Raw genomic sequence first — 23,974 nt, forward strand, 5'->3', positions numbered from 1 at the left:
TGTTATTATTACTACATTTCTCCCAAGCAATCACGCTAGCCGATAATCAGCCTTTAAAAGTTACATTAGGGGAAGCGACGGAGGTTTTGGACGAAGTCGTGGTGACGGCTTTGGGAATCAAATGTTCAGAGAAAATGTTAAGTTACAACGTGCAACCAATGAAAGGAGACGAAATCACGACCGTGAAAGACGCCAATTCCATCAATAGCCTTAACGGAAAAAGTTGCCGGTGTCAATATTCAGAAAAGCACTTCCGGTGTAGGAGGTGGTACATATCTGTAATGCATGGAAATAAATCCATCGGTGGAGATAACAATGTACTTCAGTGTGATAAAGTTGCAATCCGGCAGCTTTCAATCTGCGAACCAGTTCACGGTTAGAATCATTGGCAAAATATGCAAGAATACTTTCTATGCCATCGATGACGTACCAATCGGAAACAAGACAGAAGCAGTGTAAACAGACAATAGCCGATTGGGCAAAGCAACCGAAAAACAGGTAAACAAAAAACAAGCAACCAAAAAACAGGCAAACGAAAAATCAGGTAACTGAAAAACAGGTAACCGAAAAACAAGTAACCGGGCAACCATCACCTCCCAACTACCTGCCCTTCCCTGCAGGCCTTCCATCCGAACACCCCTCTGCCTGCCCTCTCTTTCTTTTACAAAAAACCATGCGCCCCACCTCACAAATAAGATAACGAATCAGGACATCATTTCTTCGACAGACGGACCACCCGTCCCTCCTTCTTATAATTGAAATGATTCGTATGCATCAAAACATTCAGGATTTCGTCCGGAGTGCAGTCCGTAGAGAACTGTCCGGTAAACCTCTCCGTCTTCAGGGCAACATCCTCATAAACAAATTCGATATCAAAGAGCTTCTCCATGATATTGGTAATCTCCAATAACGAATGTTGTTTGAATTCCAGTTTGCCGTTAATCCATAAAAGCACCTCCGAAGGTTCCGCATATTCAATCAGTTCCGCCTGATAAGTATCCGTGTTGATATTCATCGTCTGCCCCGGTTTCAGCAGATACCCGTTGTCCTGAGTACGCGGAGACTCCATCCGTACCGAACCCTGGAGCAAGGTAGTCACCACCCTGTTCTCCTCCTCACGCGCCCTCACGTTGAATTTCGTACCCAGTACGCGAGTCTTGATTTGCTTGCTGTTCACGACAAACGGAGCATGCCTGTCCTGCGCCACCTCGAAATAAGCCTCGCCCGACAAATCTATCTGACGGTCCGTGCTCCAGAAAGAATTCCTGTACACCAACCTGGTAGACGCATTCAGCCACACCCTGCTTCCGTCGGGAAGCACCGTCTGCGCCCTTTGCCCGGCAGCGGTCGCCACCGTATAATCCGAAAGCTTATTAGAGACCAGCCCCCAGGTAATCCCCCCGGCAACCACCAGCCCCGTAAGGAAAGCGGCAGTCATGGCGGCGTAACGCCCCCAACGGATTGACAAGTCCTTCCGCCTGGCAAGTTTCTCCTTTTCCCTGACAGCCGATTTGAACTTCTCCAATGACGCATCCGTATCCACGGCGTTCATCACAGCTACCCGGTCACCCACGAAAAGAGTATAATAAAGCTGCTCCAGAGCCTTCCGGTTTTCCGGACTCTCCCCGCACCATGCTTCCACACGGGCAGCTTCCGTATCGTTACACTCACCTCGCAGATAACTCAACAAGACAATCTCATCCATTTCAATTAAATCTTTTTACAATAAGAAATATAATACCTTTATAGTTATACAGTTGGCTGTACAAATATACTAAATGAAAAAAGAAAAAAACATTTTTATCGCGTTTTTATTTCGTTTCTCTACTTCTTTCATTATTTTTGTCTTACATAAAATAGAAGAGAATGCCACAATATCCCATATATCTGGATATCAATAACAACAAATCTGTCATCGCCGCCTTAAAGGCAGGAGAAGAAAAAGTATTCGACGCGGTCTACCGGCATTACTTCCGGAGACTGTGCGCTTTCTGTTCGCAATACGTAAGCGAACAAGAAGAAATAGAGGAAATTGTGCAAGAGACGATGCTGTGGCTGTGGGAAAACCGCCACACCCTGATGGAAGACCTGACCTTAAAGACCCTCCTCTTCACAATCGTCAAGAACAAGGCACTCAACCGCCTCACCCACTTCGAAATCAAACGGAAAGTACACCAGGAAATCGTAGACAAATATGAAAGCGAGTTCGACAACCCCGACTTCTACCTGGGCAACGAACTCTTCCGGCTCTATGAAGAAGCGTTGAGACAACTCCCCAAAGAGTATCGCGAAGCCTACGAGATGAACCGCAACCAACGCCTGACACACAAAGAGATAGCCGGCAAACTCAACATCTCCCCGCAAACCGTCAATTACAGAATCGGGCAAGCCCTAAAGCTGTTGCGGATAGCCCTCAAAGACTACCTGCCCCTGTTCATCCTGTATTTCGGAGCAGATTTCCTGAAAAGATAACATTAACCCCATACCCTCCACCGAATATGAGCGAACTCCTTGTATATAAAGCCTCCGCAGGTTCGGGCAAAACATTCACCCTGGCCGTGGAATACATCAAACTGCTAGTCCTCAACCCGCGCGCCTACCGCCAAATCCTTGCCGTCACCTTCACCAACAAAGCCACGGCAGAGATGAAAGAACGCATCCTGAGCCAGTTGTACGGCATCCGGACAGGCGACAAAGATTCCGAAGCCTACCTCCGCCGCATCCGGGAAGAGACAGGAAAGACAGAAGAAGAAATACGGGAAGCGGCAGGTTCCGCCCTGGGATACATGCTGCACGACTACAGCAGGTTCCGGGTAGAAACCATCGACTCCTTCTTCCAGTCCGTCATGCGCAACCTCGCGCGGGAACTGGAACTCAGCCCCAACCTGAATATCGAGCTGAACAATACGGAAGTACTTAGCGAAGCGGTAGACAGCATGATAGAAAAGCTACGCCCCACCTCTCCCATCCTCGCCTGGCTGCTGGACTACATCAACGAACGGATTGCAGACGACAAACGCTGGAACATATCAGACGAAATAAAAAATTTCGGGCGCAACATCTTCGACGAAGGCTATATCGAAAAAGGAGAAGGACTCCGCCAACGGCTTCGCAACCCGGACACCGTCAAAGAATACCGCAGACAACTGAAAGCGCTCGAAACCGACATCCTGGAACAGATGAAAGGATTCCACGACCAGTTTGAAGGCGAACTGGACGGACACGCGCTCACTGCCGACGACCTGAAAAACGGTTCACGGGGAATCGGAAGCTACTTCCGCAAACTCTATAACGGCAACCTAAGCAACGACATCCGCAACGCCACCGTTGAAAAATGCCTGGAAGACGCCAAAAACTGGGCGGCAAAAACCTCCCCCCGCCAAGCCGACATCATCGCCCTGGCGGGTTCCAGCCTCATGCAAATCCTGAAAGACGCGGAAGAGATGCGTCCCAACAACAACCGTCTGCTGAACAGTTGCCGGCTCTCCCTGCAACACCTCAACAAAGTGCAGCTCCTCGCCGGCATCGACGAAGAAGTGCGCGAGCTGAACCATGAAAACAACCGGTTCCTGCTCTCCGACACGAACGCCCTGCTCCACCGGTTGGTAAAAGACGGCGATTCCTCATTCGTATTCGAAAAGATAGGGACCAACATCCGGAACGTCATGATTGACGAATTCCAAGACACCAGCCGGATGCAATGGGGCAACTTCAAGCTGCTCCTGCTCGAAGGACTGTCCCAGGGAGCCGACAGCCTGATAGTGGGAGACGTCAAACAATCCATCTACCGCTGGCGGAACGGCGACTGGGGAATCCTCAACAGCCTGAACAACCGTATCGAACACTTCCCCGTGCGCGTAAAGACCCTGGCAACCAACCACAGAAGCGAGACCAACGTCATCCGGTTCAACAACCGCATCTTCACAGCCGCCGCCGACTACCTGAACGGCATTTACAAGAAACAGACAGGCAAAGACTGCGACGACCTGAAAAAAGCCTACGCCGACGTCGTGCAGGAATCCCCCCGGAACACGGAAAAAGGCTACGTCAAAGTAACCTTCCTCGCCCCCGACGAAGAACACGACTACACCGAACAGACCCTCATCAGCCTGGGACAAGAAGTAGAACGCCTCCTCGCCTCCGGCATCCGGCTGAACGACATAGCCATCCTGGTGCGGAAAAACAAAAGCATCCCCCGCATCGCCGACTACTTCGACAAAGAGCTGCACTACAAAATCGTATCGGACGAAGCCTTCCGCCTCGACTCCTCCCTCGCCGTCTGCATGATAACAGACGCATTGCGCTGCCTCTCCGACGAAGACAACCTCATAGCACGCACCCAACTGGCGGTAGCCTATCAGAACGAAGTCCTGCAAAAAGGGCTGGACTGGAACACCCTCCTGCTCCGCCCCGCCGGAGACTACCTCCCCGCGGCATTCTCCGAAAGAATGAAAGAACTCCGCCTGATGCCCCTTTACGAACTCCTGGAAGAACTCTTCACCCTCTTCGAGATGCACCGCATCCAAGAGCAAGACGCCTACCTGTTCGCCTTCTTCGATGCAGTGACCGACTACCTGCAGAGCAACTCCTCCGAGCTCGACAGCTTCATCCGCTATTGGGACGAAACCCTGTGCAACAAAACAATTCCCAGCGGAGAAATCGAAGGCATCCGGATATTCTCCATCCACAAATCCAAAGGACTCGAATTCCACACCGTACTCCTCCCCTTCTGCGACTGGAAACTGGAGAACGAAACAAACAACCAGCTAGTATGGTGCACACCGCAAGTAGCCCCATTCAACGCCCTGGACATCCTCCCGGTCAACTATTCCGTCCAGATGGCAGAATCCATCTACGGAGAAGACTACCTGCAAGAACGCCTCCAGCTATGGGTAGACAACCTGAACCTGCTATATGTCGCCTTCACCCGCGCCGGAAAAAACCTCATCATCTGGAGCAAGAAAGGACAAAAAGGAACCATATCCGAACTCCTGGCAAACACCCTTCCCGCCGTCGCCCTTAAAGAAGAGACAGACTGGGAAGAAGACAGTTACGAACAAGGGACACTCTGCCCGTCGGAAGAAGAAAAAGCCAGAATATCCACCAACAAGCTCACCCGGAAAGCCGGGAAAACACCCGTCCGTATGGAATCCATGCGGCACGACATCGAGTTCCGGCAATCCAACCGGTCAGCCGACTTCATTCAAGGAATCGAAGAAGAAGAGTCCGACGACCGTTTCATCAACCGCGGACGCATGCTTCACACCCTGTTCTCCGTTATCGAAACCGCAGAAGACATCGACCCCGCCATCGAAAGGCTGATTTTCGAAGGAGTAATCAGAGACCGGGAAAAAGAAGAGACCGCGCGCGAAGTAGCCCGGAAAGCATTCTCCTCACCCGAAATACAAGACTGGTATTCCGGAGAATGGACCCTGTTCAACGAATGCGCCATCATCTACAAAGAAAAAGGAACCATGCAGACCCGCCGCCCGGACCGCGTAATGATGAAAGACAACCAAGTCGTCGTCGTCGATTTCAAGTTCGGCAAAGAAAATCCCAAATACAACAAACAAGTAAAAGGATACATGCAACTGCTCACCCGGATGGGCTATAAAAACATCACCGGCTACTTGTGGTACGTAGACGAAGAAAGAATAGAAAAAGTATAAACGGAAAACCGGTTATGAAAACAGTACCCCTCATCGGCATCACCCGCCACCGGCTCACCATCGACAGCATTGCCCGCCAGCGGCTCACCATCGACAGCATCGCCCACCATCGGCTCACCATCGACAGCAAAGGCGTCACAACCCCGGCAGCCTTCCACGGTTGCCCGTTGCGTCGCAAATACCGCCTGAATCCCGTCTCACTCCATCCCGACGGGATTTGGGAACGCTATGACTGCGTGCGGCTCTACGAAGAAGTGCGCATAGACGAGCTCTATTCCCTTGCCAGCCGCGGAAGTGTCACCGTCGGAGACAGAGAACCGCTGCTGCAAAACGAATTCATCCGGCAATCCCGGCAACTTTGCGGTACAGAATGGAGAATCACCGTCGAAAAAGACGGAAACATCACCGGCCCTCAAGCAGTCCGGTCTGCCGACCTCAGTCCGGACAAAGAAGCACTGGAAGCCGTCAGCCGGATGCCTGCATGGAAACCGGGCGGCATCAAGAGGCAAACCCGTCGCCGTCAAAATGGGATTTCCCACATTCATCAGATTCATAGACAATTAACATAGCCAACAAAAAGAAAAAACGATATGCAATCATTCCTTCAACTGGTAGCCCGCGACCTGTACGCCAAGATAGGAAACGACCTTTCCCGCACGGCGCTCGTGTTTCCGAACAAACGCGCCAACCTGTTCTTCAACGACTATCTGGCGGGAGAGTCCGACCGGCCGATATGGTCGCCCGCCGCCATGAGCATCAGCGACCTGTTCCAGAAACTATCCGTCCAGAAAGCCGGCGACCCGATACGGTTGGTCTGCGAACTTTATAAAGTATTCATAGAAGAGACGCAAAGCCGGGAAACCCTGGACGACTTCTACTTCTGGGGAGAACTGCTAATCAGCGACTTCGACGACGTAGACAAAAACCTGGTAGACGCCAACAAGCTGTTCGGTAACCTGCAAGACCTGAGAAACCTGACGGACGACTACGAATTCCTGGACAACGAACAGGAAGAAGCCATCCGGCAGTTCTTCCGGAACTTCTCCATCGAACGGCGGACGGAACTCAAAGAGAAATTCATCTCCCTCTGGGACAAGCTGGGAACCATCTACCACCGTTACCGGGAGAACCTGGAACAGCTCGGCATCGCCTACGAAGGCATGCTCTACCGCAATGTCATCGAGCAGCTCGACACAGACCGACTCAAATATGACAAATACGTGTTTGTAGGCTTCAACGTGCTGAACAAAGTAGAAAGCGAATTTTTCCGGCAACTGCAAAAAGCGGGGAAAGCGATGTTTTACTGGGACTATGATATCTTCTACACCCGGCAAATCAAAAAACACGAAGCGGGAGAATTCATCAACCGCAACCTGAAAGACTTTCCGAACGAACTGCCGGAAAGCTGCTTCGATTCGCTGAGAAAACCGAAAAAGATACGTTATATCTCCGCCCCTACCGAAAATGCGCAGGCAAGGTTCCTGCCCGAATGGCTCAAAACCATTGCGGACAGCCATTCGTCGGTAATTGAAAAAGAGAATACTGGCGACAGACAAGTTGCACAAGAAAATAGACAAACTACAGAAAATATACAAGCCGCAGAAGAAGATATACAAGCTATAAAAATAGACAAACAAGCTGTACAAGAAAATAGACAAACCATAAAAGATATACAAGCTGCAGGAAAAGACGGACAAGCCACAGAAGACAGACAAGCCGCAGAAGAAAAGGAAAACGCAGTTGTCCTCTGTAACGAGTCTCTGTTGCTTCCCGTACTCCATTCCATCCCGCAGGAAGTAAAAAATGTCAATATCACAATGGGATTCCCGTTGGCACAGACCCCCGTCTACAGCTTCATCAATGCCGTCATGGAGCTGCAAACCAACGGCTACCGTCCCGACACCGGCCGTTTCACATACGAAACCGTATCGGCCGTGCTGAAACATCCCTACACCCGCCAGCTATCCGCCAAAGCGGACGGGATAGAACGCGAACTGACAAAGACCAACCGCTTCTACCCGCTCCCCTCGGAACTGAAACAGGACGATTTCCTTGCAAAACTGTTCACTCCCCGCAACGGCATCAGCGAACTTTGCGGCTACCTCATCGAGCTTATCAGAGACATATCCGTCCTGTACCGCAAGGAAAACGAGTACAACGACATATTCAACCAGCTATACCGCGAATCCCTCTTCCAGAGCTATCTGAAAATCAACCGCCTCTACAGCCTGAGCGAAAGCAGAGAGCTGAGCATACGTCCCGGCACGTTGAGAAAACTGCTCACCAAAGTGCTGACAAGCTCCAACATCCCCTTTCACGGCGAACCCGCCATCGGGATGCAAATCATGGGAGTGCTGGAAACCCGTAACCTCGATTTCCGCAACCTCATCATGCTCTCCCTCAATGAAGGCCAACTCCCCAAATCCGGCGGCGAATCCTCCTTCATCCCCTACAACCTCCGGAAAGCTTTCGGCATGACTACCATCGAACATAAAAACGCGGTCTACGCCTATTATTTCTACCGCCTGATACAACGGGCAGAGAACATCACCCTGCTTTACAACACCTCTTCCGACGGCCTGAACCGGGGCGAAGAATCCCGTTTCATGCTGCAACTCCTTGTTGAAGGCCCCCACGAAATCACCCGCGAATATCTGGAAGCCGGACAATCTCCCCAAAACAGTCAGGAGATAAAGATACCGAAAACGAAAGAAACGCTGGAACGGCTCTACCGCATCTATGACGCCGGAAACCCGGAATCCGCGGTGCTCTCCCCGTCAGCCCTCAACGCATACCTCGACTGCCGCCTCAAATTCTACTACCGTTACGTAGCCGGACTGAAAGCCCCGGACGAAGTAAGTGCGGAAATAGACTCCGCCCTATTCGGAACCATCTTCCACCGTTCGGCAGAACTGGTATATACAGACCTGACCGCCAACGGGCAACAGATACGGAAAGAAGAGCTGGAACGCCTGCTGCACAACGAAGTGAAACTTCAAAATTATGTCGATTCGGCCTTCAAGGAGAAATTTTTCAAAGTCGGCCCGGAAGAAAAACCGGAGTACAACGGCATCCAACTAATCAATTCCAAAGTAATCACCTCCTACCTGAAACAACTGTTGCGGAACGACCTCCAATACGCCCCCTTCGAAATGGTCGCCATGGAAAAACCCGTCTCCGAAACAATCACGATTCAGACCGGACAAAAACCCTTCACCCTCCGGCTGGGCGGCACGATTGACCGCATGGATGCGAAGGAAGACACGCTACGAATCGTAGACTACAAAACCGGAGGAAGCCCCAAGACACCGGCAAACATCGAACAACTGTTCACCCCTGCCGAAGCACGTCCCAATTACATCTTCCAGACCTTCCTATACGCCGCTATCATGTGCCGGCAACAACCGCTCAAGGTAGCTCCCGCCCTGCTCTATATCCATCGGGCATCTTCGGAAAGCTATTCCCCCGTTATAGAAATGGGAGAACCCCGCCAACCGAAAATATCGGTAAACAACTTCGCCTTTTTTGAAGATGAGTTCCGCGGGCGCCTGCAGGCATTATTGGAAGAGATTTTCAATGAGAAAGAATCTTTTACACAGACAAAAGACACAAAGAAATGCTCATACTGCGATTTTAAGGCAATCTGCAAAAGGTGACCGGTAAAGACTGAAAACGGGAGTGTGCCGAAACTAAGATGAATACCCGGAACAGTTACAGAATCTAATTGACAAACATAAAAATAGCCGTATCATTACTCAAAAACAGATGAAGTGACCCCCAAAAGTTAGACACAAAACTTTTGGGGTGCACTTCAAAGAACATCATATAATTCAAAGCATGTCGCGTAAGGGAAACTGTTTGGACAATGTTGTCGCCGAGAATTTCTTTGGAATTATGAAATCAAAGTTGCTTTACGCAGAGAAGTTCGAAACACCGGAAGCCTTCATGAAGGCTTTGGAAAAATATATAGAGTATTATAACAATAAGAGAATTACGGAGAACCCGGTGTAGGCCTTCAGTACCATAAGGGCGATTTTGGCAGAAGGACTGAAACAGTTCCTGCGTCCCAGGCGGCACTGGAATAGACCGGCGACTTTTGCCATACTCTCAAATGGGAATACGGAATGAAGCCTGCCAAGCTCACTCTCATTAAAACTCTTGCGATATTTTTCCAGAATATCAAATTCTGTAAACCCCAAAGTTAGGTGAATTTCTGAAATATTTCGTATCTTTGCCATATCTTGGTTTGGGAATTTCCCCCGTTTTGGCTACCAAACCTTGTTTGCGGGGGAATACCTAAAGATACAAAAAAGCCAACTAATTCATACTTAAAGTATTGCGAATTAGTTGGCTAATTTTATACTATTTACTGAATGTCCCGAATTAAATCCCGTTTAAAAGGAAAGAGCCTGATACAATACCGAACTCTTTCTCAATACGGATAATATTTAACCCGTCCAACTTTTAGGGGTCACTTCAACTCAAAAACAGAGTTGATACGGTCTTTTAATTGCATCGGGGTTCAGATAAAGAGTGCCAAGTTTCGGATGAAGAGTGTCGGGGTTCAGATGAAGAATGCCGGGATTCAGATAAAGAATGCCAGGTTTCAGATAAAGAATGTCGGGATTCAGATGAAGAATATCAGGTTTCCGATAAAAATTTCATTTCCTCTAAAATTGAATCTTGACATCCCCCCGAAGCTCCAATACAGTGAATTTTAGACTTTACTCATCGGGGTATATCTTAACCCATCCGTTTCCTGCTCTTCGGAAGTCTTTGAAAAGCCCAGACTTTCATAGAACTTCACAGCATATGACGATGAATTGACAGTTATCTGCATTTGAGGTCGGTTGGCATAGACAAAATCAAACAATTGTCTGCCAATACCTCTGCGATGGTACTTCGGATGTATGAAGAACAATGAGATATGAGAACCTCCGTTCTTAGTTCCAATAATACCAATAAGAGTCTCATTATCAAATGCCCCGAACATGCAAAGTTCATTCATCAGCCCATCATTCTGAATAAAACTCTTGAATGTTTGCAGCCCCTTTGCATCAAAATCGGCACTTCCACACTCAGTAAATACATCGAGTGCCAAATCGGTTGCCTTTCCGTATTCGGAATTATCCAGTTGTCGAATATTCATGATTTATCTTATTATTAAAAACCAATATCACCCATTTAGACTCAAAACATATATCTGCTTCTCCGATTCATTACCAAAAGCCTCTTCTCCAAACCCTCCGAACTTATGAATAACATTAAATCCTACCTGTTCCAGATATGCATCCAACTCTTGTGGGAAAAACAATCGCATATCAAGATTTTGGGTTGAATGGAACTCGCCGTTTATAAAGTAGTGCCACTCGATACGGTTTATTTGAGTTGCACTCTCATAACGCATTGTCTGTTTTATCAAGACCTTCCGGCCATCATCCGTTTTATATTCAGCAATTACAGCCTGCCCTTTTTCATTCTCGACAATATACTGAATGTTGGGATTAAAGCAATCAAACAGAAACAAGCCTCCGTCTTTAAGATGTTTCTTTACCCCCTCTAACGCCCTGAACAAATCCTTGTTTCCGTATAAATGGTGAATGGAGTTAAACGGAATAAAGATAAAGTCGAATTGCTCCTGCAAATCGAGTGTTCTAATATCCGCCTCAATAAAATTAATTTCCAACCCAGCTTTGGCAGCTTTCGCACGTGCTTGTTCAAGCATTGACGGAGTGTAATCTACACCGCAAATAGTATATCCCTCCTGTGCAATTGGAATCGTAAGCCTACCCGTACCACAGCAGAGTTCAAGTATTCGAGCGTCTTTATCAGCCGGCAACCACTTTTTATAGAATTGCAAATCAGACAGAAAGGTATTCAATCCATCATAAATATGTGCATCATAAATCAATTCGCCAACCTTGTATTCTGCAGTCATCTTAGAAATTTATAAAAATTGTACAACCGGTTAACGGCTACTATATTAACCAACGACTGCCCTCATTTTACAAGAGAAGAGTAATCGCAGATAAATTCATTTTCAAAAGAATATCCCACAATGCATTCACAACCACCATCTCCAATACACCAACAATGAAATACACTACCTTTAACCCATGCTACATATCGGGATGTTTCATAATTGAAATTCGCCATATAACTATCTTGTTTCCAGCAAAGATACGCATAAATGGAGTAATATGTATAAGAATGATTATCTTTATAACGAATTATTTGAAACAACGGAGAAACACAGCAGACCAATAAAGTTCACTCGTTTCCATATCGTTACCCATTGTTATACTCTTCTTCTTCAAAAACCTATTATTCAATAGATAGATTACAATCACATTTCTTGTTTCGGGAAAAACATTTCTGCAACCAAAATTAAACGATAAGACGGAAAAATATTAATAATCAGCCACTTATAACCTTTTCTCAAAAAATAAGGTATGACTTGGCAACAGTTGCAATTTCTGTGATATGCAGTGTATTTCTGTCAAACAACTCTTATTCTATTTGTAAAGTTAGCACTTTCTTTTGAGAATCGAACAAAATACTAAATAAAATTTTGTACCTTTGTAAACATCAGACAAAAGAATGCGAATATGAACCGAATAAAAGAGGTATTGGAGACTAAGAGCATTAGCCAAACAGAATTGGCAAGACTTTTAATATGGTCAATTTATATGTTACAAACAAGGTACAACCTCCCATTCCTGTTTTATATCAAATTGTAGATATTTTTACATATTGACATTAGAGAACTTCTCATACCCAATAAGCTTAAACGAATCTGAAACTGTTGTAAATGTATGAAAGCACCTAGTTTATTTTTTTTAATCGCTATTGTAATCATATTACAAGCCTGTTCTACAAGTAAAGCTGTTATTTCTCACGGCGTTGATTTGTCAAAGTATGCCTATGTTGTCTTTGGAAAAGAATCAACAGGAGATAGAGAACTTGATGACATTGTGATGGCTGTTCAAAATGAAATTGCTGATACAAAATTACGGGTAATTTCCGCGCAAGACGGATTTGCAAAAATAGCGCTTGGGGAATCTGTATTATCTCCGAATATTCATGTTTCAACAGAGAAATGGGATGGTGGACATACATACATAACAGTTACTTTTTACGACTATGATACGAATCAAAGTGTTGTGGTACTAAAAAGTAGTGGCATTGGCTTGACTATTTCTCAAGACCAAAATATAGCTCTTGGTGCAATTCGGAAAAAATTGAAAAAAGTGTTTGGGGATAAACAATAGACATAATAAGAAGAATATGTAAAAACATTCTGCGCATCGTCTTACCTATGTTTTGAATGAAATAAGACAACTTATAGATGTTGATAATGTGCCTACCGGAAATAAATGTGGTTGTTCCTGTCCTGCCTGTAAAGAACCTTTAATAGCTAAAAATCAAGGAGAAAAACAAATACATCATTTTATCAAAATATCAGAGAGTTTTTTATATAGCTGTTCTTCTGTTTGACGTACGCACATACGTATGTGCGTACAAGCGTACTAACACTCATACACATTATCGTGCATAAATGCCCACAAGGTTGTTTTCTCTTTTTGCAAGCACAATCTCTCTAACAATGTATTCATACCTTGTCCGCACATGGGGAGTTGATGTGGAAAGTAAGAGCCACAACCATTGACAAAGGCGTACACATCCATGCCGTAACCGTTAGGTAGTTTGATGTATCTTTCCGCTTTGTAAGGTTTTAACACCTCGCTCTTATACGGCTCTGATGGCGGCACGGAGTGTCGGAACAATTATCCCGGACAATTCCAACAGTTCCGTTTCGCTCATCCATACATTCGTTGAAGTCGGTACAGTTACTCTACCGTATTCATCCATTATAATCGTTTCACATTTCATGAGTTATTTATATATAGTGAAACGTTTGTTTACTTTCTTTTCAAAGGTAGAAATGTCATCATCAAGTTTGGTGTTCGTCACTTTCACATATTCCAGCAACACAAAAACACCTCTATAACAAGAAACTATTTCAGCAACGGAATAGAGAAACTGAACGTAGAGCCTTCACCCTTCTTTGACGTAAACCAGAGCTTGCCTCCATTCTTGACAACAAAATCCTGGCAGAGCAGCAGTCCGAGCCCCGAACCCTCTTCATTGTTCGTGCCGAAAGTACTGAAATGAGTATCGGTATGCAGCAGTTTCTTTTGGTTCTCCTCGTCGATGCCGCAGCCGCTATCCTTCACGCTGACTATCGCCATATCGTCAGTTTCCTCCAATGACAGCACAATTTCCGTCCCCTCATTGCTGAATTTGATGGCATTACTGATAAGGTTGCGGATTACAGTCTTCACCATATCGATATCGGCGCGGACGGTTACATCCGTAACAGGCATATCCTGCACAATCCTGATATTTTTCAGATTGGCAACCATCGTGAAAATCTCGCCTACACCCTCCACGACTTCCACCAGGTTGAAATCCTGATAAACCACCTTCAACTTACCTATCTGGCTCTTCGTCCACTTCAACAAATTATCCAGCAACGCAAAGACATCCTCCGTAGTCTGATTCGCCATTGTCAGCAACTCATACATCTCCTCGCCGATAGCCTCGCTCGGCAGGTTCAGAATCAGCATATTCAGCACCATCTTGATAGACCCCATCGGCGAACGCAAGTCATGCGCTATCACGGAATACAGCTTGTCGCGCCCCATAATCGTCCTGCGCAACTCCTCCGTCTGCGCCACAATGATTCTCTTAGCCGCCACCAACGAAATCTGGTGCGTCACGCGGATAATCAGCTCCCCCTTATTGAAAGGCTTCGAAATAAAATCATTGCCACCCGCCTGGAATCCCTTCACGATATCCGCCGAACTATTCAATGCGGTCAGGAAAATAATGGGAATATCGGACATTTCCGGGTCAGCCTTCATCTGCTGCGCCACCTCAAACCCGCTGATGTCCGGCATCATCACATCCAGCAATACCAAATCCGGTTTCTCCTTCTTCACCTGTTCCAAGGCCTGCGCACCGTTGCCGGCAGTCGCTATATTGAACTTCTCGTTAGTCAAAAGCACCTTCAGCAGAAGGACATTCGAAACCACATCATCTACAATGAGGATTTTATATTCGGAAGGATTAATCTCCATATTCATAATCGTCTTTTTTACGTGTCAGATAGTTTTAAAATACTCAATCATACGCTTCAATCCGTCTTCCAGCTCGACTACGGGTTCCCATTCGAGCTTCTTCTTCGCCAGCGTAATGTCCGGCTGACGCTGCTTCGGGTCATCGTCCGGCAAAGGCTTGAATACGATTCTCGAAGAAGAACCGGTCATGCGTATCACCTTTTCCGCCAGTTCGAGCACCGGAAACTCATTGGGATTCCCCAGGTTCACGGGCCCCGTAAACTCATCCTCGGTATCCATCATCCGTATCATCCCCTCCACCAAATCGTCAATATACTGGAAACTGCGCGTCTGCGTCCCGTCGCCGTAGATGGTAATATCTTCATTGTTCAACGCTTGCATGATAAAATTGGAGACAACACGGCCGTCGTTCGGCAACATCCGGGGGCCATAAGTGTTGAAAATGCGTATAATCTTCACCCGCACATTGTTCTGGCGGTGATAATCCATAAACAAAGTCTCAGCGCAACGTTTCCCCTCGTCATAGCAAGACCTGTAACCCACCGGATTCACATTCCCCCAATACGACTCCGGCTGCGGATGGACAATCGGGTCGCCGTAGACCTCACTGGTGGAAGCTTGCAGGATTTTAGCATTCAGTCTCATAGCCAGTCCCAGCATATTGATGGCTCCCATCACGGCTGTCTTGGCAGTTTGAATCGGGTCATGTTGATAATGGATAGGGGATGCGGGGCAAGCCAGATTATATATCTCGTCTACTTCGGCTGAATAAGGATAAGTGACATCATGCCTTACCACTTCAAAATGATGATTGTCCATCAGATGCATGATGTTATCTTTTGACCCCGTAAAGAAATTATCCAGGCATATCACGTCGTTACCTTCGTTTATAAGCCTTGTGCAAAGGTGAGAGCCTATAAATCCGGCTCCTCCACTTACCAATATTCTTTTCATTCTCAGTTTTATATTGTTTTTTAAAGAGACAGCGTCTCCCCGTTTTGTTTATGGACACAAATGTAACCGATTTGCGCATAATATACAACTTTCGAGAAGAATATTTAAAAAAAAGATAACGGCACAGTCCGGACTGACGTGAAGGTTCGCTTTTCAATATCTTCAAAACCTTCCCGAAAACCGCACGGCCCGTACCGGAAATACATGGTATGTCCTCATATGTCAGCCTTGCACATCAGGCATCACACGGAATAAATGAAAAGGACGCGGAAAACCGGCGGTCCTTTTTTTCATTCCATACAAACTTTGGTAAATCCCGCTTATTTTATGTACTTACTTTGCTGCAGGATGCATTCACCCCACAGACTCATTTCCTTATAAATCCCACTTATTTTATGTATTACTTTTCTGCAGGATATATTCACCCCGCAGACTCATTCCCTTATAAATCCCACCTATTTTATGTATTACTTTTCTGCAGGATACATTCACCCCACAGACTCACTTCCTTATAAATTCCACTTATTTTATGTATTTACTTTGCTGCAGGATACATTCACCCCGCAGACTCATTTCCTTATAAATCCCACTTATTTTATGTATTCACTTTGCTGCAGGATACATCCACCCCACAGACCTCATTCCCTTATAAATCCCACCTATTTCATGTATTCACTTCCTTGCAGACTTCCGTTCGCCCGCCTGTTGACTCCCCTCATAAATCCCGTTTACCCCTATATCCCCCGCAGGCACCGTCCGCCTATACATCCTTCCGCATCCATATAATTCCACTATATATAAATAAGGTATCCCCCTCTCTCGTCCGCCGGAAACTACAATGTCTTCCGTTCCGTTTCCGTAGGCGCCACCTCGTCCGGAATGCTGAACTCACGATTGGCGAACAAATCCGCCAGTCCCGAAATCTGTTTCAGGCGCAACAGCTCGTCACGGTCCATTCCGATATTTTTCATAATCCACTGGTCGGACATGCCCGCCTTGTCAAGTTCCGCAACGATATGACACATCAATTCGATATTATGCATCCCCCGCGCACGGTTGTGGCGGATGGTCGAACTCATGCGGTTTGACAAATCCTTGTCAATCACGACAATGGGGAGCAATCCGTTTTCACGCTTATAAATCCGCTGGGAAGTTTTCAATACCGTATAGCGATGGTAACCGTCTACCAGGATATAACGGTCTTCATCCTTGTCGTAATAGCAGACACAAGGCATCGTAAATCCATCTTCCCAGATAGAGAGTTCCAGCAACTTCATTTCGGGCGGCGCAACGACATTCGGATTGTAATCGTTCGCATATACTTTTTCGACAGGCACCGCCTTAACTGCGTAAACAGGGCTTTTATCTACACTCATGATACTATGATTCTATATTGTTCCATAATTTGACTTCTCTTGCTCATCTCCTCTTTCGTCGGCGAGAAACCCATATACTTACAGGCATGGTCGTTTTTGAGGATACATATACACATACGCTTATAAGTAGGAATCTCCTTAAACTCCGGGATGTCGATATCGTCCTGATACTCCATGCGCACCGGTTTCTTCAACGTCTTGTAATTGCTGTTGTCCATGACGATAATCGGCACTTTGGCCTCAATCAGCTTCTGGATAGTGGAATCGCTCAGGCAACCTCCCTTCGTCCGCCAGAAATTCACGCTCACCGACAACTTCCGGAGATAGTTTTTCCGGGTCCGCTCCGGCAGTGTAGACAACAGGAAATACATGAACTCGCGCCACGTATAGCCTTCGGGCAGCTTCACCGACTGCCACCCCATCGCATGAGTGCCGCCGTACATGCCGGCGAAATTCACCCCGTTGACCCGTCCAATCATCTTGCCCCATGTGTTGGGGTCGAGCACCCGGTAGAGCTGGAGGCTCTCCTGCGCCTCATTGATGAAAGGGCTCGCCACACGCTGGCGTTCAAGGTTGACACCCGCCCGGTAGTAAAGGTCGTACAGCGTGTTATAGTCCCACTGGAACTTGCCGTTGGCAGTCCACACATCCGTCGTTTTCCAGTCATAGATAGGATAGGCGTTGTAAATATCGTTCCCCACCTTCGAAGTCCACTTATACTTATGATACATCTGGAACTTGCGGCACATGTAGATACACCTCCACCGGTTGAAACTCTCCTGCGTGCGGATTCCAATCAGGCAGCACGTGCGCACCGCATCATTCTTCTCATGTATCCACTGCGCGAAACGCATCTGGAACTCATAATCCCACATGGTCGTATTATAAAAAGGAAAGTCGTCTTTTGTCATCGCCCATTTGGGCATGCGACGGACCCAGATATTCTTCTTGCTGTCTTCCCAGGGACGCCAGAAAGACTGATACATGGAAGTGCAGGTCGCCACGCGGAAAGGGATGCATACCCGGTAAATATCCAGAATATCCTTATTGGCCTCCAGTATCCGGTCTACATAGTCGATAGTCATCTTATACTGAATCTCGTAATCCATGTGGAAAACTCCCAGGCGCGTCTTCAAGTTGTTTTTCCGGATATAGTCAATACACATGTTCAGAAGTACCCCACTGTCCTTTCCTCCGGAAAACGATACATATATATTATCAAATTCGTTAAATATAACTTTCAGTCGTTCTTGTGCTAATTCATATACATTCTTCGTACCAACTACTTTTTTCTTTTTCCCCATAAATTATCTATACATTTTAACATATCTTGTCCACTTCTTGTCCATAGATATAAATTCGAACTTCTCAAACGTCTCCTTATCCTGTACCAACGTTACCGAATTAAGCAGCCAGCTCTCAGGTCCGAATTCCGCAATGACGGCGGGCAACAAGCATGACAGGATTTCCTCCCTCCTGCTCCCTTCCGCATTCACGTAATAATTATTGATTACGGCTTTCTTCCGGCTCTTCCGTTCCACCGGCACAAAACCCATCACCTCCTTATCTTCTATCGCAATAAACCACACGTAATCCTCCCCCGTCTTGAAAGGGTAATTATTATTGGCACGTATCACTTCAGGATCCATAACCATCGGCGCCAGCAACCGGTACAAGTGCTTGTCTTTTCCTTTTAATTGTATTATCTGTATCATATCATTCAAAAATGGACACACAAAAATAAGGAAAAAATATCAATTTAATTATTTTCGTTCCCAAAACATTTGTTTCCCATGATTTTACCTCCATATTTCAATCTATTTGATATTAACCGTCCGTTATTCCCCTTTCGCGTTTAAAATAGGCAAGCACGGTGGCAAAACTCAGATATTCCCGTCCGGGGGTCTGCGACCGGCTCCGGAAGCGGTAACGGGCGAAAATGAGCTCGCACGCCAACCTGTACTTGAAGTGCTGCTGCAAGCGGTGTTGCAGACAGTCGAACACCCGGCAGAACCTCTTGAAGTAGTCCTCCACCTCGTCCCTGGACACCGTGCGCGGTTCCCGGCCCGTATCTGACAGATGCTGCAATTCGTTGAGGACATATTCCAACTGTTCTATCTCCTTTTCCGAGTTTTGCATGGCACACTTCATTCTCTCCAATCTCTCCCGCTGGCAAACGTGTTGTTCTTTCTTACGCTGTAAACACGCTTTCAATGCTTGTATTCTTTGCGACGGCATAAAAAAATTGTAATATATAAATAGCTCGTTATCACCGGGAGCAGACCGTTTCAAAAAGTTCTTATAAAATCTTATTTCGAGTGCGAATATATAGAACATTGTTTAAATTATTAGATTTTTATTTAAAAACATCCTGACTTATAACATTTTTAAATTACTGATATCAAAAATTCAGTTTTTCCGGTCCGGGAAAGGAATGGTAGCTTTGCAGAACACAAAAAAGGTTAAAGAATGGAAAACAAATCTTGTAATTGGCTGCTTTACGGCTGCCATGCCCTGTCCGAAGTGGCGGTGGCTTATTTCCCGAATTACCGGTATAACAATTCGGCAGTAAAAGCATTCCGACGGGTCGTCAACGAACAGGCAGCCCTTGCAGACGAGCTGGCGGAGGCGGGATTCTCCTCACGCACCTCTACTCTCACACCGCAGCAGATAGCGGTTATCGTAAGGTTCTGGGGAATGCCGGGGCTGGTATCTGAAATGGTGGAGAGGAATCCGTATCTCATCGTCCCGAAAATGAAGAAAAAGATATAATGTATTTTAATACATTCTTTTCTTATTATATATTAGGGGTTCGAGGGATGGCCGAAGTGCGATGGCTGCACATCCGGCCTCCCCCTGGGGCAAGCGGTTTGAGGCGGCACGAAAGGGGGCGGAACGGCCGGTCTGCCACATCACGCCGCGAAAAGGGGAGCCCGGATTGAGCCGATATTGGAATTTTGAGCCGCTCGCAACCGGATAATTGCACATCTCGGACAACGGAGATACCTTCGCGTCATATTCACTAATATATATGAACTAATGATGATTAAACCGACAGCGGAAATGCTTAAAAAGGGATACATCCTCTTCCCTAAAGTCTTATTCGAGGAGCAGATAAAAGTTACCAAAGGCGCCACAGGCTATTTCGACGCATTCATCCTGGTACTGACTCATGTCAATTACAGCACCGTGAAGTGCCACATCCACCGGTACACGTTTGATTGCCCACGGGGTGAATCGGTCATGTCTATCGCCGGATGGGCGCATCTGTTCGGGTGGAAACGAAGCCGGACGAGGTATTTTTTCAACAAAATGTATGAAGAGGGTATCATTGAAAGGGTTGTCAACCCGTATGTCACCCACATCCGTATCCCTTGCTATGACTTGCTGATAGGACAGAAAAAGCGCGAGAATCTTCATGCCGAGGCTGACGGGATTACTTTCGACGCTTTCTGGGAGAAGTATCACGACATCACCCGAAGCTCTAAAGTCAACATCGGGCGTGCACGCCGGGAATGGAAAAAGCTTTCCGCCAAAGAACGGGCGCTCGGCATAAACCGCATCGACGAGTATTATGACAATCTGAAAAACATAAAATTCTGCATGCAGGCTGCCACTTATCTGTCAAATAAGGCTTTCTTGAATGAATATGATTATTAGGGGATGAGTGAAACAGTCAATCCGCAGGACGCCGAGCTTGAAGAAGTCGTGCTTGGCGCCTGCCTGCTTGAAAGCAAAGCTATCACGCTGGTTGCCGACAGATTGCGGCCGGAGGTATTTTATAACGAGAAAAACCGGGAAATCTACGCCGCCCTGCAAAGCATGTACCGCAACGGGCAGAACATCGACATTATCACGGTAAAGAACGAACTCGTCCGACGCGGCAAACTCGAATTTGTCGGGGGGCCTTATGCGCTGGCGTGTATCAGCGGACGGGTGGTGTCCAGCATCCATCTGGAATATCACGCGGCCATCCTCAAGCAGAAATACATCCGCCGTGAGATGATTCTGGGCTTCCACAAATTGCTGGCGCTTGCGGCAGACGAGACGACCGATATCGACGACACGATGGTGGATGCCCACAGCCTGCTCGACCGGTTGGAGGATGAATGCGGCAGAACCGAGCATCTGCGCTCTATGGAGCAGCTTATGGAGGACACCGTTGCCGAAATAGACAAACGGGTGGTTTCCAATAAAGACGGTATCACAGGGTTGCCCACCGGTTTTACCGACCTCAACCGGATGACGGCGGGCTGGCAACCCGGCGACTTAATCGTTATTGCCGCCCGGCCTTCGGTAGGCAAAACGGCTTTTGCGCTGCATCTGGCACGTGCCGCCGCTTCGTCCGGACACCACATCGCCGTGTTCAGCCTCGAAATGCAGGGGGAACGCCTGGGCGAACGCTGGCTGCTGGCAGCCACCACGGAGGTCTGCCCGGAACATCTGCATACCGGACAGCTCAACCCCAGAGAGATACGTTGTGTGCATGAGGCATCGGTAGAACTGGGACGTCTGCCTATTTATATCGACGACAATTCTTCCGTCAGCATGGATTATGTCCGTTCTTCCGCCAAGCTGCAACAAAGCAAGGGAAAATGTGACGGCGTTATCATAGATTATCTCCAGCTATGCGACATGAAAAGCGAGCGGAACAACCGGAACCGGGAACAGGAAGTTGCCCAAGCCAGCCGCAAAGCGAAAATGCTGGCTAAAGAGCTGAACGTGCCGGTGATATTGCTAAGCCAGTTGAACCGTAACTGTGAAGGGCATCCCGACAGCCGGCCTTCTCTGAGCGACTTGCGCGAAAGCGGCGCCATCGAACAGGATGCCGACCTGGTATTGCTGTTGAGCCGTCCCGCCCTTTCCGGACGGGTGACCGACCGCAAGACTTCATATCCGACCGAAGGACTGGGGATAATCAGCGTAGCGAAACACCGTAACGGAGGAACCGGGGAACTGTATTTCAGCCACGATAACAGTCTGACAAAATTAGGGGATTATGTGCCGGGAATGATATGGATGAAAAAGAATACTGCCGTTTCTTCCTGATTATCTGGCATTGGTCGGGGTATTGTAATTGGATAATTCTGTTGGATAGTTGGGTAATTAGCCGGATTTTTAATGATAATTGACTGTATCGCTGTGGCAGGGGGAACCGGATTTTTAACGGCAATGACTGCATCAATGCAACAGGGGAACCAGATTTTTGACGTCAATGACTGTATCAATGCAACAGGGAAAACGGATTTTTAACGACAATGACTGTATCAATGCAATAGGGAAAATGGATTCTTAACGACAATGACTGCATCAATGCAACAGGGAAAATGGATTTTTAACGTCAACCGACTGTATCAATGCAACAGGGAAACTGGATTCTTAACGGTAACTGACTGTCTCAATGCAACAGAGAAAACGGATTTTTAACGCCAATGACTGTATCACTGTATCATGAGAACCGTATCTTTAACGCCAATGACTGTATCTCTGCAACAGGGAAACTGGATTTTTAACGGCAATGACTGTATCAATGCAACAGGGAAACTGGATTCTTAACGGCAACCGACTGTATCAATGCAATAGAAAAACCGGATTTTTAACAGCAATTGACTGTATCAATGTAACAGGGAAAACGGATTTTTAACGACAATGACTGTACCACTGTATTAGGTTAACCGTATCTTTAACGTCAATCAACCGTATCTTTGCATCAGTTCAACCGTACCTTTACCGGCAATCGACCGTATCTCTGCAACTAACCGACCGCTCCTTTTCAACCAATGGAGCGGTCTTTTTTTATGCAAGCCTTTTCCTGCAACCAACTTATGGAATCAAAACATACCCGTCCGGCTCCCCCAGATAACGTACGATAAGGCGGACTTCACGCGCACTGAACATTTTCAGTTTCGGATGAAAATCTCCCGCCGTCAGTTCTTCCATCAAAGGCATGCAGTTACGCATCCACCGGCGCAGTTTCGCTACGGACACCGGATTGCTCAGATTAGGGAAATACATCTTTGCCAACTCTATCTTGTCATAGCATCTCACGTAAAATTTAACTTCTTCCATTTTTCCGGATTGTTGTATCGTTTAGGATATAAAGGTAGTCTTTTTCCCGTACTTTGACAAGTATTCAGTTAAAAATAATAACCATCGTTCAGTGTCGTTTACTGGCGTCCATTCCCCCATCCGGATACAGTATCTTTGCAATGTAATCGATTACGGATATTAAGTTTGGGAATGCAAATATCAAGTTTTAAGAATTAATTAAAAAGTAAAATCTATGGCACAGAAATTTGTAGTAATAGAACGCAGGAATCCTCTGAAACCGAAGGAACCGGCAAAGTTTTACGCGATGGCGCGCAGCAACCGCAGAGTGGATACGGACGAAATTATCGGCCGCGTATCGGAACGTTCTTCTTATTCCATCGGCGAACTGAAAGGTTGCATCACAGAGTTTTTGTTGGAAATGAAAAACCAACTGATGCTGGGCAACATTGTCCTTCTGGGCGATATGGGAAGTTTCCGCATCACGCTTGTCACCGGCAACGCAACCGAGACGGCGGAGAAATTCAAAGCGGCTACCTGTATCAAGAAATCACGTGTACGGTTTCATCCGGGGAGCATGCTTACGGATATGTGTAAGGCGATGAAATATACATTGTGGAAAACGGAGAAGGACGGAGAAGAAGGAGGAAACGCCACTCCTCCGGACGGAGGCAATACCGGTGGAGACGGCGGAGGGAATGGGAATCCCGACAACGGAAACGGGGAAGCGCCGGACCCGTCGTTATAATGGAAATCCGTATCGAGGTATCAACAGGCCGCTTTG

At 46.9% G+C, this 23,974-nt stretch carries 18 protein-coding genes and 7 pseudogenes; 13 read left to right on the top strand and 12 right to left on the bottom strand.

The features are described from left to right. Positions 1-323: pseudogene (locus tag Q5076_RS11950) on the top strand (SusC/RagA family protein); the annotation flags it as partial. A gap of 389 nt (positions 324-712) precedes the next feature. Here Q5076_RS11950 and Q5076_RS11955 read toward each other — a convergent pair. Further along, complete coding sequence (locus Q5076_RS11955; RefSeq protein WP_303013581.1) at positions 713-1,705, bottom strand: FecR family protein; 993 nt, start codon at positions 1,703-1,705, stop codon at positions 713-715. 161 nt (positions 1,706-1,866) lie between these two features. Here Q5076_RS11955 and Q5076_RS11960 point away from each other — a divergent pair, with 161 nt between their 5' ends. The 6 genes and pseudogenes from Q5076_RS11960 to Q5076_RS11980 form a co-directional block, all read left to right on the top strand. After that, positions 1,867-2,472 (top strand): RNA polymerase sigma-70 factor, encoded by a 606-nt coding sequence (locus Q5076_RS11960; protein ID WP_303013583.1) that lies wholly within the window; start codon positions 1,867-1,869, stop codon positions 2,470-2,472. A gap of 26 nt (positions 2,473-2,498) precedes the next feature. Next, on the top strand, positions 2,499-5,669 hold the full coding sequence (locus Q5076_RS11965) for an exodeoxyribonuclease V subunit beta (protein ID WP_303013586.1): 3,171 nt from the start codon (positions 2,499-2,501) through the stop codon (positions 5,667-5,669). 14 nt (positions 5,670-5,683) lie between these two features. Further along, positions 5,684-6,058: pseudogene (locus tag Q5076_RS11970) on the top strand (hypothetical protein); the annotation flags it as partial. Positions 6,059-6,259: 201 nt separating this feature from the next. Next, positions 6,260-7,168 (top strand): annotated as a pseudogene (locus tag Q5076_RS17895) (PD-(D/E)XK nuclease family protein); the annotation flags it as partial. Positions 7,169-7,390: 222 nt separating this feature from the next. Next, positions 7,391-9,325 (top strand): annotated as a pseudogene (locus tag Q5076_RS17900) (PD-(D/E)XK nuclease family protein); the annotation flags it as partial. A 157-nt stretch (positions 9,326-9,482) separates the two neighbouring features. Beyond that, positions 9,483-9,680, top strand: a pseudogene (locus Q5076_RS11980) (IS3 family transposase); the annotation flags it as partial. Here Q5076_RS11980 and Q5076_RS11985 read toward each other — a convergent pair. The 3 genes and pseudogenes from Q5076_RS11985 to Q5076_RS11995 form a co-directional block, all read right to left on the bottom strand. Further along, a pseudogene (locus Q5076_RS11985) lies at positions 9,665-9,907 on the bottom strand (DDE transposase); the annotation flags it as partial. The pseudogenes Q5076_RS11980 and Q5076_RS11985 overlap by 16 nt on opposite strands. A 479-nt stretch (positions 9,908-10,386) precedes the next feature. Next, entirely contained in the window at positions 10,387-10,818 is a 432-nt protein-coding gene (locus tag Q5076_RS11990) for a GNAT family N-acetyltransferase (protein ID WP_303013594.1), read from the bottom strand. Between the two features lie 27 nt (positions 10,819-10,845). Next, the gene (locus tag Q5076_RS11995) at positions 10,846-11,607 is read right to left on the bottom strand and encodes a class I SAM-dependent methyltransferase (protein WP_303013596.1); all 762 of its coding nucleotides are present in this window, start codon (positions 11,605-11,607) and stop codon (positions 10,846-10,848) included. A 670-nt stretch (positions 11,608-12,277) separates the two neighbouring features. Here Q5076_RS11995 and Q5076_RS12000 point away from each other — a divergent pair. Further along, positions 12,278-12,469: pseudogene (locus Q5076_RS12000) on the top strand (transcriptional regulator). Between the two features lie 15 nt (positions 12,470-12,484). Further along, positions 12,485-12,940, top strand: a complete 456-nt coding sequence (locus Q5076_RS12005) for a hypothetical protein (protein WP_303013599.1) — start codon at positions 12,485-12,487, stop codon at positions 12,938-12,940. A gap of 478 nt (positions 12,941-13,418) precedes the next feature. Here Q5076_RS12005 and Q5076_RS12010 read toward each other — a convergent pair whose 3' ends face one another. The 7 genes from Q5076_RS12010 to Q5076_RS12040 all read right to left on the bottom strand — a co-directional run bounded on the left by Q5076_RS12010 (position 13,419) and on the right by Q5076_RS12040 (position 19,380). After that, positions 13,419-13,562: a hypothetical protein gene (locus Q5076_RS12010; RefSeq protein ID WP_303013601.1), complete on the bottom strand. Its 144-nt coding sequence runs from the start codon at positions 13,560-13,562 to the stop codon at positions 13,419-13,421. A 125-nt stretch (positions 13,563-13,687) separates the two neighbouring features. After that, positions 13,688-14,818 carry a hybrid sensor histidine kinase/response regulator gene (locus Q5076_RS12015; RefSeq protein ID WP_303013603.1) on the bottom strand — a complete coding sequence of 377 codons (1,131 nt, stop codon included), beginning with the start codon at positions 14,816-14,818 and terminating at the stop codon, positions 13,688-13,690. Between the two features lie 18 nt (positions 14,819-14,836). Further along, the gene (locus Q5076_RS12020; protein WP_303013606.1) at positions 14,837-15,766 is read right to left on the bottom strand and encodes a UDP-glucuronic acid decarboxylase family protein; all 930 of its coding nucleotides are present in this window, start codon (positions 15,764-15,766) and stop codon (positions 14,837-14,839) included. Between the two features lie 833 nt (positions 15,767-16,599). Further along, entirely contained in the window at positions 16,600-17,142 is a 543-nt protein-coding gene (locus tag Q5076_RS12025; RefSeq protein WP_303013609.1) for a ParB/RepB/Spo0J family partition protein, read from the bottom strand. Then, positions 17,139-18,446 carry a DUF3440 domain-containing protein gene (locus tag Q5076_RS12030; RefSeq protein ID WP_303013612.1) on the bottom strand — a complete coding sequence of 436 codons (1,308 nt, stop codon included), beginning with the start codon at positions 18,444-18,446 and terminating at the stop codon, positions 17,139-17,141. Before Q5076_RS12030 ends, Q5076_RS12025 begins: the two co-directional genes overlap by 4 nt. Before the next feature lie 3 nt (positions 18,447-18,449). Next, positions 18,450-18,857 (bottom strand): hypothetical protein, encoded by a 408-nt coding sequence (locus Q5076_RS12035; protein WP_303013615.1) that lies wholly within the window; start codon positions 18,855-18,857, stop codon positions 18,450-18,452. A 112-nt stretch (positions 18,858-18,969) separates the two neighbouring features. Then, positions 18,970-19,380, bottom strand: a complete 411-nt coding sequence (locus Q5076_RS12040; RefSeq protein ID WP_303013617.1) for a hypothetical protein — start codon at positions 19,378-19,380, stop codon at positions 18,970-18,972. Positions 19,381-19,611: 231 nt separating this feature from the next. Here Q5076_RS12040 and Q5076_RS12045 point away from each other — a divergent pair, with 231 nt between their 5' ends. The 3 genes from Q5076_RS12045 to dnaB all read left to right on the top strand — a co-directional run bounded on the left by Q5076_RS12045 (position 19,612) and on the right by dnaB (position 22,191). Then, positions 19,612-19,914, top strand: a complete 303-nt coding sequence (locus tag Q5076_RS12045) for a DUF4248 domain-containing protein (RefSeq protein ID WP_303013618.1) — start codon at positions 19,612-19,614, stop codon at positions 19,912-19,914. A 270-nt stretch (positions 19,915-20,184) separates the two neighbouring features. Then, positions 20,185-20,802 (top strand): hypothetical protein, encoded by a 618-nt coding sequence (locus Q5076_RS12050; protein ID WP_303013669.1) that lies wholly within the window; start codon positions 20,185-20,187, stop codon positions 20,800-20,802. 3 nt (positions 20,803-20,805) lie between these two features. Then, complete coding sequence (dnaB, locus tag Q5076_RS12055) at positions 20,806-22,191, top strand: replicative DNA helicase (protein WP_303013620.1); 1,386 nt, start codon at positions 20,806-20,808, stop codon at positions 22,189-22,191. 774 nt (positions 22,192-22,965) lie between these two features. On the opposite strand, the gene Q5076_RS12060 is transcribed toward dnaB, so the two are convergent. Beyond that, on the bottom strand, positions 22,966-23,211 hold the full coding sequence (locus tag Q5076_RS12060; RefSeq protein WP_303013622.1) for a DUF4248 domain-containing protein: 246 nt from the start codon (positions 23,209-23,211) through the stop codon (positions 22,966-22,968). A 214-nt stretch (positions 23,212-23,425) separates the two neighbouring features. Here Q5076_RS12060 and Q5076_RS12065 point away from each other — a divergent pair, with 214 nt between their 5' ends. Next, on the top strand, positions 23,426-23,938 hold the full coding sequence (locus Q5076_RS12065; protein ID WP_303013624.1) for an HU family DNA-binding protein: 513 nt from the start codon (positions 23,426-23,428) through the stop codon (positions 23,936-23,938). The last annotated feature ends 36 nt before the right edge of the window (positions 23,939-23,974 follow it).

Origin of the sequence: uncultured Bacteroides sp., from assembly GCF_958445495.1 — a bacterium.
In the GTDB taxonomy this organism is placed as follows: domain Bacteria; phylum Bacteroidota; class Bacteroidia; order Bacteroidales; family Bacteroidaceae; genus Bacteroides.